Consider the following 15,999-nt stretch of genomic DNA (forward strand, 5'->3'; position numbering starts at 1 on the left):
AATGATGGATCCGCGCGAGTTGGTGGCCTTCGCGGAGGCGGCCGTTGACCAAGTCGAACCCATCTTTCGATCCGGCATCGGGGCGCCACCGGCCCACTTTAAGAGCCGGGGCGATTTCGCCACAGAGGTGGACTTGGCCATCGAAAAGCAGCTGCGCGAAATCTTGCAGCAGATGACCGGTATCCCGGTCTATGGGGAGGAATCCGGCGGAAGCATCCATGACACCGTGTGGGTGGTCGATCCAATCGATGGGACCGCAAATTATTCCGCGGGCAATCCCATGGCCGGCATCTTGGTTGCCCTAGTTCACGAAGGCCAGCCGGTTGCGGCCATCTCAGATTTTCCTCTTTTAGGCAGGCGCTTGGTTGCCAGCGATGGATCGCCGCTGCGCTCTGCGGGTGGACCATCCGGCGGATTCGGTGGAGGGGAGGAGTCCCCAGAATTCGATGATGCCCGTGGGCACATGGGGTGTTTTTCCAACCTGCCCACCGCGGCGTTCCACGAGCTGCGCGAAACCGGCTTGCGCCCACGCATCACGGGCTCAGTGGGGCTAGATAATGCCTTCGTTGCCCAGGGAGTTTTTGACGGTGCCGTCAATTTCTCGCCACACCCGTGGGATAACGCGGCGGGAGCGCTCCTTATCAAGGCAGCCGGAGGCATCGTCACGGATCCGGAGGGCAATCCGTGGACCGTGAAGTCGCGGGGTATGGTCTCTGGTACCCCGCAGGTGCACGAGACAATCCTGAAAATCCTATCTCACCACACAAATTAATCCCACCCCACCGACCTGTGAAGGAGTAAGCCCCGCATGGCTGTAGCCGTTCGCATAATCCCGTGCCTTGATGTGGATCAAGGCCGCGTAGTCAAGGGCGTGAATTTTGCTCACCTGCGCGATGCAGGAGACCCCGTGGAATTAGCCGCACGCTATGAAGAATTGGGCGCAGACGAACTGACTTTTCTTGATGTCTCCGCATCCAAGCACGGCCGGTCCACCATGCTCGATGTGGTACGCCGCACCGCCGATCAAGTCTTTATCCCCCTCACCGTGGGTGGGGGAGTGCGCAGCGTTGACGATGTTCGCGAGCTCTTGCGCACTGGCGCGGATAAGGTATCGGTCAATACCGCCGCGATAGGCAATCCCGACCTGCTGCGCGAATTGGCAGAAGTCTTTGGCTCGCAGTGCATCGTTTTATCCGTGGACGCACGGCGCACCGACGCGCCGCATGCACCGTCGGGGTTTGAAGTCACGACGCACGGCGGGACGACATCGGCTGGCATCGATGCAGTGGAATGGGCCCGGACCGGCGCCGAGCTGGGCGTAGGGGAGTTCCTTTTAAACTCCATGGACGCTGATGGCACGAAGGCCGGATTCGACCTCGAACTTTTGCGCGTGGTGCGGGAAGCAGTGAATATTCCCGTCATTGCCTCCGGTGGAGCGGGCGCGGCAGCGGATTTTCCACCCGCCGTTGAAGCGGGTGCCGATGCCGTCCTGGCCGCCAGCATTTTCCACTTTGGGGAGGTAGAAATTGGCGAGGTCAAAAAGGCCCTGGCGGAGTCTGGCTACGAGGTGCGCCGATGAGCAATCCCGCAGACTTTGAACTAGACCCACAGATAGCTGCGCTGCTCAAACGCAATGAGCAAGGGCTCGTGCCAGCCATTGCCCAGGCCGATTCCGGCGAAGTGCTGATGCTTGCCTGGATGGATGACCACGCGCTGGCCCACACGCTGGCCACACGCAAAGGCACGTACTTCTCGCGCTCGCGCGGCGAGTATTGGATTAAGGGCGAGACCTCAGGACATACGCAGGACGTACTCGGTGTGCGCCTTGATTGCGATGGCGATACCATCTTGCTGACCGTGCGCCAGCGCGGTGCCGCGTGCCACATCGGTGACCGGACCTGCTTCGATGCGACAGTTCTTTTAGGGGATGATTCCTAATGACGAGGCGACTTGGCCCACTCCTTATCGCGGTGGGCACGGCAGTGCTGTGGTTTTCTTCCCGCAGCACCTGGGTAAAAGCGGTAAGCGAGGACGATAAATCAGGCTCAGCAACCAATGAGATCGTAGGGTCCGCCTGGTCCCTAGAGCTTATGGCCTTGACGCTGGTCCTCCTCGCCGGTGTACTCGCGGGCCTAGCGTTGCGCCGAACGGGGCGCCGCATCGTGGCCATCGTGTGCGCCCTCGCCGCTGCAGGCGCCGCGTGGAGTCCTATTAGCCTGCTGACCAGCGGCGCCGATGCCGAGCGCGCGCAAAAAATATTGCAAGGCGCGTCCGCAAATGAAAACGCGGTGGATTCTGCCGCAATTTCTGATTGGGCGACCGTCATTTCCACGGAAATCACCAAGCTCGGCCCCATCGTCGCCATTATCGGGGCCGCACTGGCATTTTTCGGCGCCGTACTCTTGGCCCAGAACCCAGGCAAGGACAAGGTCAAGGCGTCGAGCAAATACGAAACCCCTGCCGCCCGCCAAGAAAAGCTGGCGGAAGATTTGGAGACCTCATCCGATTCCGGCCGTGTGATGTGGGACGCGCTCGATAGCGATATCGACCCGACTGATGTGAGCCGTAAATAGCCCCGTTCGCGCAGCACAATTTCCGGAAACGCCCCGAATAGCGTTAATCTAAGTGTGATTTTAATCGCGCTTGGAGGGAGGTGCTCATGCCCACACCCATTGCCGTCGATCACCTGGTCGCTGGGGTGTTAGAGGATGTCGCCGCGCGCGAAGCCCGCGTTTCTTTCCAAGATATAAAGGCGCGCTCACGGGACATGGAGCCTCCCCGCGATGCCCGCGCAGCCCTTTTAAAACCCGGTTGTTCAGTCATTACTGAACTTAAACGTGCCGTTCCTTATACCGGGGAAATCGCCCACGTGGGCTCGGCCGAGCAGATGGCCGAATGGGCTCGCACCTTTGAGAACTGCGGCGTGCATTTGATGGCCTGCCAGACGGATACGCGGCGTTTTAATGGATCGCTTGAGGATATGGCGGCCGCGCGCGCTGCCATCGATATCCCGATGATGGCGCGCGATCTCATCGTGGATCCGTACCAGATTCACGAGGCCCGCTGCTTTGGTGCCGATGCGATCCCGCTGCAGGTCGAGCTTTTAGAACAAGCTCGATTGGAAGCCCTCTTGGACCGCGCGGAATCGCTGGGGATGACCGCCATCGTGGAGGTGCGAACCTGCGGGGAGGTCAACCGCGCCATCAAGGCCGGCAGCAGTGTCATCGCGATCAATGCGTGGTCCCTTGCCTCGGATGAGATCAACCGAGAGGCCTTTAACGATATTGCCCCGGGGCTACCGGAATCGATCCTGCGCATCGCCGTGGGCGGGGTGAATAATGCCCGCAACCTTTTCCACTATGCCTCCCGCGGAGCGGATGCGGTACTGGTCGGCGAATCCGTCATGGCGGCTCAGGATCCCACCGCCTTGGCACGCTCTTTGGTGGCTGCGGGCCAACACCCAGCCTGCCCCTCGCGTAAAAGTCCCTAGGAAAAATCACCCCAAACTAGCTCAAGGGCACGCTGATAAGGCACACTATCTACGTGCATACTCAGAATCTTGCAAATATTCCCTCTCCGCCGCAGGGCGTGGTGTGGCATCTTGGCTCCATTCCGATCCATGCGTATGCGCTGTGCATCATCGCCGGCATCCTCGTGGGTATGTGGATGACGTTGAAGAGGTACACAGCCCGGGGCGGCAATCCCGATACCGTGTGGGATGCAACCATCGTCGTTATCCCCGCGGGCATCGTGGGCGGGCGGATCTATCACGTCATCACGGATAACCAGAAGTACTTCTGCGATACCTGCAATCCCGTCGATGCCCTCAAGGTCACCAATGGTGGTCTCGGCATCTGGGGCGCGGTCGCCTTAAGCGCCGTAGCGCTGTGGGTAATGTTTCGGATTAAGAAGATCCCCCTGGCACCGTTTGCGGACGCGGTGGCGCCTGGCCTCATCCTTGCCCAGGGCATTGGCCGGCTGGGTAACTGGTTTAATCAGGAACTCTACGGCCGGCCGACCGACGTTCCGTGGGCGCTGGATATTTACTACCGCGTCGATGAAGCGGGGGAATACGCCCCGGTTTACGGGCACTCTACCGGTGAGGTGATCGCTTCAGTGCACCCAACGTTTTTGTATGAGCTCATCTGGAACGTGCTGGTGTGCCTGTTCCTGTTGTGGGCGCACAAAGCATGGAAGCTGGGCCGCGGACGGGTATTCGCCCTCTACGTCGTGGGCTACACGCTGGGCCGCTTTTTCATCGAAGGCATGCGATCTGACGAAGCCACCGAAATTTTTGGCGTCCGTGTGAACCTCATCGTCTCCGCCGTTGTCTTTATCGCCGGTCTCATCGTCTTCTTCTTGCTGGACAGGCAGCGCAAGGGCCCCGAAACCCCAGCAGAAGTCGACCCGCGTTACCACCGCGAGCAGGCCGAGAGCGCTGCGGAAGATGGCGTCGAAGAAGACGAGAAACGCGTGGGAACCCCGCGTGCTCAAGGCACCTCGGGCACAGCAAGCGGCCGCTAATGACCGGTTATGTGTGATCGTGTCCGATTGCCCTAGTTAAGGCGCCAAAAAATTGTGGCCTGTCGGCGCGCGAGGGAGTAGGTTGGGGGTTGTTCAATTTCCCCGATGGAATAGGCCAATAATGCTGGATAGAAGAACCAAAATTGTCTGTACTCTCGGCCCCGCGGTAGCTAGCGGGGACGGAATTTTGCGCCTTGTAGAAGACGGCATGAACGTCGCGCGCCTTAACATGTCGCACGGCGAGCATGCGGACCACGAAGCCAATTACAAGTGGGTCCGCGAAGCCACCGAAAAGACCGGCCGGAACGTAGGTATCTTGGCCGATCTCCAGGGCCCTAAGATTCGCCTCGGCCGCTTTAAGAACGGCGAAGAGCAGTGGGATAACGGTGAAATCGTCCGCATTACTGTAGACGATGTAGAAGGCACCCACGACCGCGTATCCACCACCTACAAGGGCTTGGCAGAAGACGCAAAGCCTGGCGATCGCTTGCTTATCGATGACGGCAAGGTCGCCGTCGTCTGCAAGGAAGTAGACGGCAATGACGTGGTGTGCGAGGTCACCGAGGGTGGCCCCGTATCCAATAACAAGGGCGTGTCCCTGCCCGGCATGAGCATTTCGGTGCCGGCATTGTCTGAGAAGGACATTGAGGACCTGCGCTTTGCCCTGCAACTCGGTGTGGACTACATTGCGCTGTCCTTCGTGCGTTCGCCTGCCGATGTCGACAAGGTCCACGAGATCATGGACGAGGAAGGCCGCCGCGTGCCGGTCATCGCCAAGCTGGAAAAGCCGGAGGCCGTCGATGCCCTCGAATCCATCATCTTGGCCTTCGACGCCGTGATGATTGCCCGCGGTGACTTGGGCGTTGAGGTTCCGCTGGAAGAGGTGCCACTATTCCAGAAGCGAGCTATCCAGATTTCCCGCGAGAACGCGAAGCCGGTCATCGTGGCCACCCAGATGCTGGATTCCATGATTGAGAACTCCCGCCCGACCCGCGCGGAGGCTTCCGACGTGGCCAACGCTGTGCTCGACGGCGCCGACGCGGTGATGCTGTCCGGCGAGACCTCCGTGGGCGCGGATCCGCACAACGTCGTGCGGACCATGTCGCGCATCGTCAAGCGCTCCGAGACCGATGGCCAGGTCCCGCCGCTGGCGCACGTCCCGCGCACCAAGCGCGGCGTGATGTCCTATTCCGCCCGCGATATTGCAGAGCGCCTGAACGCCAAGGCCATCGTTGCCTTTACCTCTTCCGGCGATACCGCAAAGCGTGTTGCTCGCCTACACTCTGACCTGCCACTGCTGGTATTTACCCCGAATGAAGATGTGCGCTCCCAGCTGGCGCTGACTTGGGGTGCAGAGACCTTCTTGAGCCCCGACGTCAAGTCCACGGATGAGATGATGGAGGCCATCGATAAGTACTTGCTGGACTTGGACGAGTACGACGAGAATGACTTGGTTGTCGTCGTTGCAGGTACCCCTCCGGGAATCTCCGGCAATACCAACATGATTCAGTGCCACATTTTGGGAGAAACCATCAAGGACTAGCGCACTGAAAAATCCTCCGCGCCCCACACTCCAGTGAAAAGGGGGACGCGGCGGATTTTTTATGTTGAGTTAAGCGCCCAGGTACGCCAGCACCGCTGCATGGGCGGCCTGGGTGGAGGCCTTGACCGTGGGCTCGTAATCCGGCAGGAAGTTGGCCTGGTGGTTGACCGGGGGATCGGCCAATTCGGCATCTGGGGTGCACCCTACGTGCCAAAAGACGTACGGCACGCCCCATGCCTGCGGGAGGTAACAAAAGTCTTCAGAAGCGGTCGAGGGCGAGGCGGTAACGGATGATTCTCCGAAGGTGGCAGTAAAGGCCTCGTCGATGGGCGAATACGCGGCGGCATCATTATCGGTGACCTCGCCGTGCGCGTAGTACTCGAAGGTGGGGTCTTTTTCGCAGCCGGAGGCCATGCACTCGGCTTTTACCATGCGCTCTAAGGAGGCATAGACCTTTTCTGCCAGGGCTGGATCATAGAAGCGGGTATTGAGCACGAGCTCGGCGGAATCCGGGATGATGTTATTTTTATCGCCGGAATGCAGCTCGCCTACAGAAATGACGAAGAACTCGTGCGGGGCTACCTCGCGGCCGACGATGGCCTGGAGCCGAGTGACGATCATCGCCGCAATATAGGTTGGGTCGATGGAATTATGCGGCATGGAGGCGTGGGCGGATTTGCCAAAGATGCGGATGCGCAGGGAATCGCAACCGGCCATGATGGGGCCGGCGGTATGGCGCACGGTGCCGGCGCGGCCGGGCATGATGTGTTGGCCCAGGCAAATATCGGGGCGGGGGATGCGCTCGGTGAGGTTATCGGCGATCATGTATTTCGCGCCCATGGATGATTCCTCCGCCGGCTGGAACAGGGCGAGGAAGGTGCCGGACCAAGTGTCGCGGGAGGCATCGAGAAGCGCGCAGGCACCGAGCAGGGCGGTGGTGTGCATGTCGTGCCCGCAGGCGTGCATGTAGTCATTGGTCGAGGAATACTCCACGCCGGTGGCTTCCTTGACCGGCAGGGCATCGAAATCGGCGCGCATGAGCGCGGTGGGTCCATCGCCGTTGCGGAAAATGGCAACCATGCCGTGCCCGCCGATGTTTTCTTCTACTTCGCAATCAAACGCCGCCAACTTTGCGCGGATGCGCGCCGCGGTGCGTTCCTCCTCGTGGGAAAGCTCGGGGTGGCGGTGCAGATCTTCGTAAAAATCCCGTTGCCACGCCAGGTCAGTATCCGCAGAGTGGACCACGGAAGCGATGTTTGTGGAATAAGACATAGTTTTCATCCCTTTGGTTAGGGTAGGGTCAGCTATATGCCGACTATTCAATTCGATGTATTGGTTCCAGATGAGCAAGCGGACCGCGTGGAGGAAATTTTTACCACTGCCACCGATAAGCTGGTAGCGGGCGGATCGCTTGCCTCCGCCGAGGTTACTCGCCCAGCAGATCCCCAATTCCCTGAGGGCTTGGAGGAACAGCTGCAGCAAAATTATCGCGATGAACATGAAGAGCGCGATTTAGAAGGCGCGCACGCTCACCGTTACAACATTGCGGTGGAGGGGGCGACCGGATCTGTGAACCAGTTGGCTATGGTGCTGTCGCGCTTGCTCACGCCGCACGCTGTATTGCCCAAGGACCACGTGCTGCTGGAGGATGAATTGGCACATGAGCGCCCGGCCATCTTTCCGTGGACGGTCGAGATTCGCCCTTAGCCCAGCTGCTTAACGATGTCCCGGGCAGCCCTAGCCAGCTGCTCCGGCATCCCACCTTCTTGGTCTAGCTCCGCGGTGAAGTGCTCGGTGTCCTGATTGATGGCCCCGGCAATGATGCCGACCGGGGTAGAGGACTCCGCCGCCAAGTCCGCGACGGTGCCAACGACCTTGCCGGTTAAGGATTGCTCATCAAAGGCGCCTTCCCCGGTGATGACGAGGTCTGCTTGAGAAATGGCATCAGCGAGGCCGAGGGCCTTCGCCACGTGGGCCCCGCCAGAAACGACGCGGGCGTGCTCATCGGTGCCCCATAGGGCGCGAGAAAGCCAGGTAAGCCCGATAGGAATGCCGCCTGCTGCACCGGTAAATTCCGTCTCTGGATCTGTACCGGTGACCTTGCACAATTGGAGCAGTGCCCCGGCAAGCAGCGCTACTTGTTCGCCTTCCGCGCCTTTTTGGGGTCCGTACATGGTGGCAGCCTGCATGGCCTCAGCCCGGGTATCGGCCAAGAGCGTGAAATCAACCATGCCCGCTTTGATATTTAATTGCGCGGTATCGATGGAATCGAGCTGCACCAGTGGGGCACCGCCCTTGGGTAGGGCATAGCCGCGTGCGTCGTGGGCGGCGGCGCCAAGGGCTGCAAGGATGCCCATACCGCCGTCAATGCTGGCCGTGCCGCCAAGGCCGAGCACGATGGAGGTGGCGCCGCGGGATTGGGCATCGGCAAGCAGCACGCCCGTGCCATAAGAGTCCGCGTGGAGGGGATCGAGCGCGTCGCGGACCGCGGGCAGCCCAGTGGCGGCGGCGACATCGATGAAAGCCGTGTGCCCAGCGAGGAAATACTGCGCCTCGGTCAAGCGCCCCACCGCATCCGTTGTGGGCAGGGTAATGGTCTGGGTTTCCTGCCCGCCCGCCGCGGCGGCCTGGGCCAGCACTTGGGCGGTGCCTTCCCCGCCATCGGCCATCGGCAAGGTGGTGACGGTGGCGGTGGGGTAGTGCTGGCGGATTCCATTGGCTATTCCGGCTGCGGCTTCCGTGGCAGAAGCGGTACCTTTAAAAGAGTCAGGCGCGACAACAATATGCATGCCCGCGATTATAAAGCCCGCGACCCGCGCGGCGGCTTTTTGCTAGGAATCCGAACGTTCTACAGAAAATATTTACCTTTATCGTCGCAGGTAAAAGCGGGTAAGTGGGGGAGTGAGAAATAATTGTACTTGCATTATCGGTAGATTGATAGGAAACTGGTTCCTGCTAGTCAAACTCCACGAGAATGGGATTTATACACTATGTCTGTTGATAGCCAGATTTCTGAGTACTACGACAAGCTACTCAAGCGCAACGCCGGTGAACCGGAATTCCACCAGGCGGTGTCCGAGGTGCTGGATTCGCTCAAGATCGTCCTGGATAAGGACCCACACTACGCAGACTACGGTCTGGTTGAGCGCCTGTGTGAGCCAGAGCGCCAGCTCATCTTCCGCGTCCCATGGGTTGATGACAACGGCGAGGTGCAGGTCAACCGCGGTTTCCGTGTGCAGTTCAACTCCGCACTCGGCCCGTACAAGGGCGGCCTGCGTTTCCACCCCTCGGTAAACCTGGGCATCATTAAGTTCTTGGGCTTTGAGCAGATTTTTAAGAACTCCCTGACCGGCCTGCCCATCGGTGGCGGCAAGGGTGGCTCCGACTTTGACCCGAAGGGCAAGTCTGAGCAGGAAGTTATGCGTTTCTGCCAGTCCTTTATGACCGAGCTGCACCGTCACATCGGCGAGTACCGCGACGTTCCTGCCGGCGATATCGGCGTCGGCGGCCGCGAAATCGGCTTCCTCTTCGGCCAGTTCCGCCGCCTGACCACCCAGCACGAGTCCGGCGTCCTGACCGGCAAGGGCCTGACCTGGGGCGGTTCCTTGGTGCGTACCGAGGCGACCGGTTTCGGTGCCGTCTACATCACCGAAGAAATGATGAAGACCCACGGCGAGTCCTTCGACGGCGCCAAGGTCATCGTGTCTGGCTCCGGTAACGTTGCCATCTACGCCGCCGCAAAGGCGCAGGAATTGGGCGCTACCGTCGTAGCGATGTCTGACTCCTCCGGCTACATCTCCACCCCGAATGGCGTGGACGTTGAACTGCTTCGCGATGTCAAGGAAGTTCGCCGCGAGCGCATCTCCACCTACGCCAAGGAAGCTGGCAACGGCGTGGAGTTCCACGAGGGTGGCAATATCTGGGATGTCCAGGCAGATGTTGCACTTCCGTGTGCAACCCAGAACGAGCTCGACGGCGAATCCGCTAAGAAGCTCGTCGAGGGCGGCGTTCGCTACGTTGCAGAGGGCGCTAACATGCCGTCTACGCCGGATGCAGTACACGTATTCCAGGACTCCAAGATCAACTTCGCACCCGGCAAGGCTGCCAACGCCGGTGGTGTGGCAACCTCCGCACTGGAGATGCAGCAGAACGCATCCCGCGACTCTTGGTCCTTCGATTACACCGATGACCGCCTGCACGGCATCATGAGCAACATCTTCAAAAACATCGACAACACGGCCAAGGAATACGACCGTGAAGGCGACTACGTGGCTGGCTCCAATATCGCCGGCTTCAAGAAAGTGGCTGACGCCATGCTGGCACAAGGTGTTATCTAAACTCCCTTAACCCACGCTCCCCATTTCTCCGCATGCGCGGGGAGGTGGGGAGTTTCTGCATTGTTGCGAGGACACGGCAGCCGTATGCGCCTGTGCCGCGGGTATGTGGAAGGAAAATGGGTTAATCGCACACGGGAAACGGATCGAACTCAGAGGGCTTTGGCCTGCGTTGCACCGGCCTGAGGATCCAAGGCGCGCCCTCCACACAATGCAGGGTGCTGCGTTGTAGAATTCCCAGCATGTACCGTGTCTTTGAATCCCTTGATGAATTAGTTCAGCATTTGGAGCAAGCTTCTGGCTTTCCCATGACCTCCAATTGCTTGGTCCCCCGCCATGAGATGCTGGCGCTTCTCGATGACCTGCGCAACGCGCTGCCCGTAGAAATCGACGACGCGCAGGACGTTTTAGACAAGCAAGACGAGATTATCCGCGGCGCCGAAGAGCGCGCAGATAACACCATTAATGAGGCGTCTGCGGAGGCCACTGACATGGTGAACCAGGCGCGCCAAGAGGCCGATACCACGGTCGCGCAGGCAGAAGAACATGCCCAGCGGCTGGTGGCCGATGCCGAGGCGCGCGCCCAGGCCACAGTTGAGCAAGCCCGCGCAGATGCAGACCGCACCATTGCGCAGGCAAACGAGGAATACGAGCGCTCGGTGGCGGAGGGCCGCCAAGAACAAGAGTGTTTGGTCTCCGAGTCTGAGGTCGTCCGCCGCGCCAACGAAGAAGCCAACCGGATCGTGGAAACCGCATACACCGAATCCAACCGGCTGCGCACGGAGTGCGATGACTTTGTAGATAGCAAGCTCAGCGAATTTGAAAGTTCCCTCAGCGGCCTCCTGCGCACCGTAAACTCTGATCGTTCCGCGCTGCGCGGTGGGGCCGGCGTGCGCTCTCGCGGCGGCGACTCCCTGCCGTCCACTAACGCTGGGTCCCCTCGCGGTGGTGCTACTGGTGGTACCGGTGCTGCACGCTATGGCGGCGACGACGGTTACGAGCGCCGCTATACCGAGCGCTAAAGGCTTAAATTACAAGGCACGACGCTTAAGAAAGTCCTGTTGCACGGGTGATTTGCTCAAATCGCGTCACCGTGTAGCAGGACTCATTGTGCCTGTGGGAGGCTAGACCGAGCTGCGCGAGGTGGAGTAGCGCGGCGTGGGGGATGATGAGGGGGCATCGGCAAGCGTGGCATCAGCAGCATTCGTAGCAGGGTGAGGGCGCTGGTTTTGGACTGCCACGAAGGCCACGATCCCTGCGCTGACCAGGCCGGGGAAGAGGAAGGTGACTAGCGCCGTGGTGAAGTAGGAGGTTAGCGAGGTCATCGAGCCGCTCATAAAGTCTTGGGGGAAGAACATCGCGCTAAGACTAATAACTGCGCCTGCGGTAAGGAACATGGCGCCGACGCTAAGCAGCGTGCAGGCAAGGGCTTCGCGCGAGAGCCAGGTGATGGCGGCGGCGCTGGCGGAAAATACGAGGGCGCCGGTAAGCACCGTGAGGTCGAGGCCGGAGGGGATGACCAAAATCGCGCCGGCAATCAGCCCCGCGCACATGCTGAGGATAAGGGCGGAGGACAGGCGCAGGCCCTTGTCGCCGTAGATGCCAGAGTGGTCAGCCTTGGGCAGGCGGTGGAGGACTGCCCCAGAAATGACCAAGAAGGTGGCGGGAAGGCAGCACAACACTCCGAATCTAGGAGCGATAGCGCTCAAATCTCCTGAGGCCGCGGCCAAGTTGTAAGTCATGCTTTCAGGCTAAGGCCGCCGCGGCCTGCGGGAAAGGGAAAACCGGCAAGCCATAGCGCTTTATGCCCAAACCTTCAGTTTCTTGCCAGAAAATGCGGTCATGCCAGCAACTACGCGGAGTTTGCGAGGCAGGGTAGACTACCAACTGTTATGACATCTCCATTGAAGTTCGATGTGGGCGATTTATTAAACGCCCAAGGCGCTGACGCACTGCCGGAACAACGCACCCAGACGGGCCCTGCACCGGAAAGGATCGGCGTGGAAATGATCGCCATCCCTAAAGGCGAAGATCTCACCGTTGCCGCAACCCTGACCCCGCTGGGCTCAGGGGTGTTGGTTGATGCGGATATCTCCGGTGTTCTCACTGGCGAATGTGCGCGCTGCTTAAAAGAGCTACACCCGCAGCTGGATCTGCACGTGACTCAGGTCTTTGCCGCCGATGAGTCCTTTGTCAGCGGCGATGAAGCCGATTCTGACGATGCCGGTTCGGGCGATGAAATTCCCGAAATCCAAGACGATGAGCTGGATCTACTCCAGGCGGTTATCGATGAAGCCGGCCTGAATCTTCCCTTCGCTCCCGTCTGCGAAGACGGCTGCGATATCCAGACCCCAGAGGGTGTGACCACCGGAATCTCCGGGGAAGAAGAGGAAGCGGAGAAGATAGACCCGCGCTGGGCAGGTCTGGAGAAATTCCTATGAGCCGCAAGAAGAAGCTAACGGGGCAAGAGGCGTGGGAAGCTACCTTTGCGGCGGTCGATCACACCCCGCTCTTGGAATCGCTCGACGTTGCCCTGGAACCGGACAATCTGCGCTTGGCGCTCACGCACCGTTCTTTTGCCAATGAAAACGGGCACCTGCCTAATAACGAGCGCCTTGAGTTTTTGGGCGATGCCGTCTTAGGGCTATCGGTGGCCGCGAAACTTTACGTGACGTATCCATCGCGCCCCGAATCCGATATCTCTAAGATGCGCGCGTCCATCGTCTCGCGCTATGGGCTTTCCGATGTCGCGCGTGAAATCAACCTAGGCCCGCATATCCTACTGGGCAAGGGCGAACAGTCCACCGGTGGACGCGATAAGGATTCCATCCTTGCGGATACCACCGAGGCGATTTTCGGCGCCATTTATCGCGAGCACGGCTTTGAAACCGCCCGTGATGTGATCCTGCGCCTCTTCGCGGAAAAGATCGATAATGCCTCCGTCAGTGGCCGTCACTTGGACTGGAAGACCACTTTGCAGGAGCTGTGTGCCGAGCTGAAGGCACCCATGCCGGTGTATTCTGCTACCGCTACCGGCCCAGAACACGATCAAACCTTCAGCGCGGTTGCCACCGTCGCCGGGCTGACAGTGGGGCACGGACAGGGCCACAATAAGAAATTAGCGGAACAGCAGGCCGCGCAAGAGGCATGCCAAACCCTGCGCGAAACCCCGTTGCTGGTGCAAGGGACCGCTCATAAAGAAGGCTAAATAATGCCAGAGTTGCCCGAAGTAGAATCGGTGCGCCGCGGGGTGGAAACCTACGTCGTGGGCAAGGAGATTACGGCGGTAGACATTGCGCACCCGCGGGCGAATCGTGGCCAAGATGCACCACTCGCGGGCCTTGTAGTGGGCAAGGAAATCGCCGCGGTCGCCCGCCGTGGCAAATTCATGTGGCTGGAATTCGTGGGGGAGGACCCGATGGATAGCCACCGCGACGTGCTTTTTATTCACCTAGGCATGTCGGGGCAGCTGCGCATCGGCCACACCGACTCCCCGCATCGCCGCATCACGGTAGAGCTCAGCGATGGCACCGAGCTGCACTTCGTGGATCAGCGCACCTTTGGATACTGGCTGTATGCGCCGTGGTCCAAGATTTCGCATATCGGCTTGGATCCATTGGAACCCGATTTTGATATCGCCAGCGCCGCGCGCCGCCTGCGGCAGAAGAAAACCGCGGCAAAAACGGCGCTATTGGATCAAACGCTGGTATCTGGCATTGGCAATATCTACGCAGATGAAGCGCTGTGGGCAGCACGTATTTCACCGCGCAAGAAGGCTTCTGTGCTGCGTCAGAAAGACGCGGTGGCGCTATTAAGCGCGGCGCAGACCGTGATGTCGGCCGCCCTCAAAGCGGGGGAACCAGCTTTGATTCTTTGTACGTTAACGTCAATGGTGAATCTGGCTATTTCGCGCGCTCGCTTGCCGCCTATGGCCGCGCTGGCCAGCCATGTTCCCGCTGCGGCACACCTATTGAGCGGTGTGTAATCGGGGGACGCTCGAGCCATTATTGCCCCCACTGTCAATAAGCCTGCACCCGTGAGATTCACGTTGTGCACCTTTAGGCAGTAAATTAATTCGCATGGAATTTCTCGAAAATGTCGTCACGACATTTAACGATGGCGTGTGGACATACATCCTGCCCTGGCTGCTCATCGGCGCAGGCCTGTTATTTGGCGCTCGCACCGCGGTGGTGCAGATTCGCAAGGTACCCGATATGCTGCGCGCCGTCGTCGAGCGCCCCAAAGGCGACGATGAGGATGAGGGCGCAGGCAGTGGGGGAATCTCCGCGTTTAAGGCATTTACCATTTCTGCGGCATCGCGGGTGGGTACCGGCAATGTGGCCGGCGTCGCGGTGGCCATCTCCGTAGGTGGGCCTGGCGCCGTCTTTTGGATGTGGATCATCGCCCTGCTCGGTGGCGCGACCGCCTTTGTGGAATCCACCCTGGCGCAGCTGTGGAAGGTGCGCAATGGTGATACGTACCGCGGCGGGCCGGCCTACTACATGAAGCGCGGCCTGGGCTGGGGCCCGCTCGGCGTTCTTTTCTCTATTGCCATCGTCTTTACCTTTGGCTTGGTCTATAACTCTTTCCAGACCAACGCGATCGCTGAAGCCGTGGCCTTTTCCTTCGGCCGCGAAGACGATGCCACCTTTGGATCTATCGTTGGCATCATTATCGCGATTGCCGCGGGCCTCATCATTTTCGGCGGCGTGAAGCGCATTGCGAACATTACTCAGGTAGTCGTTCCGTTTATGGCCCTGGCGTACCTGCTCATCGGTGGCTTTGTGGTCATTACGAACTTTGACAAGGTCCCGGGCATGCTGGGAGATATCATCGGCCATGCGCTGGGCTTTAAAGAAATCGCCGGCGCGGGTATCGGTATCGCGATGATGAAGGGTATCCAGCGCGGCCTGTTTTCTAATGAGGCCGGCGAGGGTTCTGCCCCTAACGCGGCGGCTACCGCCACCGTCTCCCACCCGGTAAAGCAGGGCTTGGTGCAGACCCTGGGCGTGTACTTCGACACCATCGTGGTCTGTACCATTACCGCCTTCCTGATCCTGCTTGGCCCGGAAGTTGCCTACGGCGAAGAGGCCGAGGGCGTATCGCTGACGCAGGCGGCCTTGTCCGCCGAGGTTGGCCACTGGGGAATTCACTTCGTCAGCTTCATCTTGTTCTTCTTGGCCTTTTCTTCCATCTTGGGCAACTACTACTTGGCTGAAGCCAACCTGGAATACCTCACCACCAATAAAACGGTGCTGCAAATCTTCCGCCTCGTGGTGCTGTTCTTCGTTTGGTTCGGCGCCGTCGGTTCTTTGCCCTTGGTCTTCGCCTTGGCGGATACCGGTGCGGCGACGATGGTGATCCTGAATATCATCGCCATTGTCCCGCTATCCGGCGTGGCCATTCAATTGCTAAAGAACTTCAACGAGCAGCGCAGTAAGGGAATCGATCCGGTCTTCCACCGCGATATGCTTCCGGATGTGCCCGGCATGGAGTGCTGGGACGGCTCCGATCCCGTGACCCGCCGCAGCGATGCTGATCGCAAAATCTTGCGCGATCGCGGCGAGGCCGATCGCTATTAATGAGGAAGGTGCAGTG

The 15,999-nt window shown here is 59.8% G+C and carries 16 protein-coding genes and 1 pseudogene; 14 read left to right on the top strand and 3 right to left on the bottom strand.

Features of this window, described 5'->3' with window-relative positions; genetic code table 11:
* Position 1 precedes the first annotated feature (1 nt).
* From ABRP66_RS03395 to pyk, 7 genes are all read left to right on the top strand, one after another.
* Entirely contained in the window at positions 2-772 is a 771-nt protein-coding gene (locus ABRP66_RS03395; protein WP_349838334.1) for an inositol monophosphatase family protein, read from the top strand.
* Positions 773-808: 36 nt separating this feature from the next.
* Positions 809-1,579 (top strand): imidazole glycerol phosphate synthase subunit HisF, encoded by a 771-nt coding sequence (gene hisF / locus ABRP66_RS03400; protein ID WP_349838335.1) that lies wholly within the window; start codon positions 809-811, stop codon positions 1,577-1,579.
* Positions 1,576-1,938 carry a phosphoribosyl-AMP cyclohydrolase gene (gene hisI / locus ABRP66_RS03405; protein WP_349838336.1) on the top strand — a complete coding sequence of 121 codons (363 nt, stop codon included), beginning with the start codon at positions 1,576-1,578 and terminating at the stop codon, positions 1,936-1,938. The genes hisF and hisI overlap by 4 nt, the downstream gene beginning before the upstream one ends.
* The gene (locus ABRP66_RS03410) at positions 1,938-2,573 is read left to right on the top strand and encodes a TIGR02234 family membrane protein (protein WP_284782199.1); all 636 of its coding nucleotides are present in this window, start codon (positions 1,938-1,940) and stop codon (positions 2,571-2,573) included. The genes hisI and ABRP66_RS03410 overlap by 1 nt, the downstream gene beginning before the upstream one ends.
* An 86-nt stretch (positions 2,574-2,659) precedes the next feature.
* Positions 2,660-3,490 (top strand): indole-3-glycerol phosphate synthase TrpC, encoded by an 831-nt coding sequence (locus ABRP66_RS03415; RefSeq protein ID WP_349838337.1) that lies wholly within the window; start codon positions 2,660-2,662, stop codon positions 3,488-3,490.
* 53 nt (positions 3,491-3,543) lie between these two features.
* Positions 3,544-4,524: a prolipoprotein diacylglyceryl transferase gene (lgt, locus tag ABRP66_RS03420; protein ID WP_284784482.1), complete on the top strand. Its 981-nt coding sequence runs from the start codon at positions 3,544-3,546 to the stop codon at positions 4,522-4,524.
* 124 nt (positions 4,525-4,648) lie between these two features.
* Positions 4,649-6,067: a pyruvate kinase gene (gene pyk, locus ABRP66_RS03425; RefSeq protein WP_284769797.1), complete on the top strand. Its 1,419-nt coding sequence runs from the start codon at positions 4,649-4,651 to the stop codon at positions 6,065-6,067.
* 69 nt (positions 6,068-6,136) lie between these two features.
* On the opposite strand, the gene ABRP66_RS03430 is transcribed toward pyk, so the two are convergent.
* Positions 6,137-7,339 carry an amidohydrolase gene (locus tag ABRP66_RS03430; protein ID WP_284782195.1) on the bottom strand — a complete coding sequence of 401 codons (1,203 nt, stop codon included), beginning with the start codon at positions 7,337-7,339 and terminating at the stop codon, positions 6,137-6,139.
* 36 nt (positions 7,340-7,375) lie between these two features.
* Between ABRP66_RS03430 and ABRP66_RS03435 the strand changes: the two genes are divergently transcribed.
* Positions 7,376-7,774 (top strand): hypothetical protein, encoded by a 399-nt coding sequence (locus ABRP66_RS03435; protein WP_284769562.1) that lies wholly within the window; start codon positions 7,376-7,378, stop codon positions 7,772-7,774.
* Here ABRP66_RS03435 and ABRP66_RS03440 read toward each other — a convergent pair.
* Positions 7,771-8,856: a glycerate kinase gene (locus ABRP66_RS03440; RefSeq protein WP_349838338.1), complete on the bottom strand. Its 1,086-nt coding sequence runs from the start codon at positions 8,854-8,856 to the stop codon at positions 7,771-7,773. The two genes, ABRP66_RS03435 and ABRP66_RS03440, sit on opposite strands and share 4 nt — an antisense overlap.
* 201 nt (positions 8,857-9,057) lie before the next feature.
* Here ABRP66_RS03440 and gdhA point away from each other — a divergent pair, with 201 nt between their 5' ends.
* Positions 9,058-10,404, top strand: coding sequence for an NADP-specific glutamate dehydrogenase (gdhA, locus tag ABRP66_RS03445; RefSeq protein WP_349838339.1), 1,347 nt, complete (start codon positions 9,058-9,060; stop codon positions 10,402-10,404).
* Positions 10,405-10,643: 239 nt separating this feature from the next.
* Complete coding sequence (locus tag ABRP66_RS03450) at positions 10,644-11,423, top strand: SPFH domain-containing protein (RefSeq protein ID WP_349838340.1); 780 nt, start codon at positions 10,644-10,646, stop codon at positions 11,421-11,423.
* A 102-nt stretch (positions 11,424-11,525) separates the two neighbouring features.
* Here the strand turns inward: ABRP66_RS03450 and ABRP66_RS03455 are convergent, their stop codons facing one another.
* Positions 11,526-12,143, bottom strand: coding sequence for a hypothetical protein (locus ABRP66_RS03455; RefSeq protein ID WP_284853303.1), 618 nt, complete (start codon positions 12,141-12,143; stop codon positions 11,526-11,528).
* A gap of 150 nt (positions 12,144-12,293) precedes the next feature.
* Between ABRP66_RS03455 and ABRP66_RS03460 the strand changes: the two genes are divergently transcribed.
* From ABRP66_RS03460 to ABRP66_RS03475, 4 genes and pseudogenes are all read left to right on the top strand, one after another.
* The gene (locus ABRP66_RS03460; protein ID WP_284853302.1) at positions 12,294-12,842 is read left to right on the top strand and encodes a YceD family protein; all 549 of its coding nucleotides are present in this window, start codon (positions 12,294-12,296) and stop codon (positions 12,840-12,842) included.
* Complete coding sequence (rnc, locus tag ABRP66_RS03465; RefSeq protein ID WP_284769568.1) at positions 12,839-13,609, top strand: ribonuclease III; 771 nt, start codon at positions 12,839-12,841, stop codon at positions 13,607-13,609. The genes ABRP66_RS03460 and rnc overlap by 4 nt, the downstream gene beginning before the upstream one ends.
* A 3-nt stretch (positions 13,610-13,612) precedes the next feature.
* Positions 13,613-14,427, top strand: a pseudogene (mutM, locus tag ABRP66_RS03470) (bifunctional DNA-formamidopyrimidine glycosylase/DNA-(apurinic or apyrimidinic site) lyase).
* Positions 14,428-14,480: 53 nt separating this feature from the next.
* Positions 14,481-15,983, top strand: coding sequence for an alanine/glycine:cation symporter family protein (locus ABRP66_RS03475; protein WP_349838341.1), 1,503 nt, complete (start codon positions 14,481-14,483; stop codon positions 15,981-15,983).
* Positions 15,984-15,999: the final 16 nt, after the last annotated feature.

The organism is Corynebacterium sp. KPL2680, from assembly GCF_040225675.1.
GTDB classification, from domain to species: domain Bacteria; phylum Actinomycetota; class Actinomycetes; order Mycobacteriales; family Mycobacteriaceae; genus Corynebacterium; species Corynebacterium rhinophilum.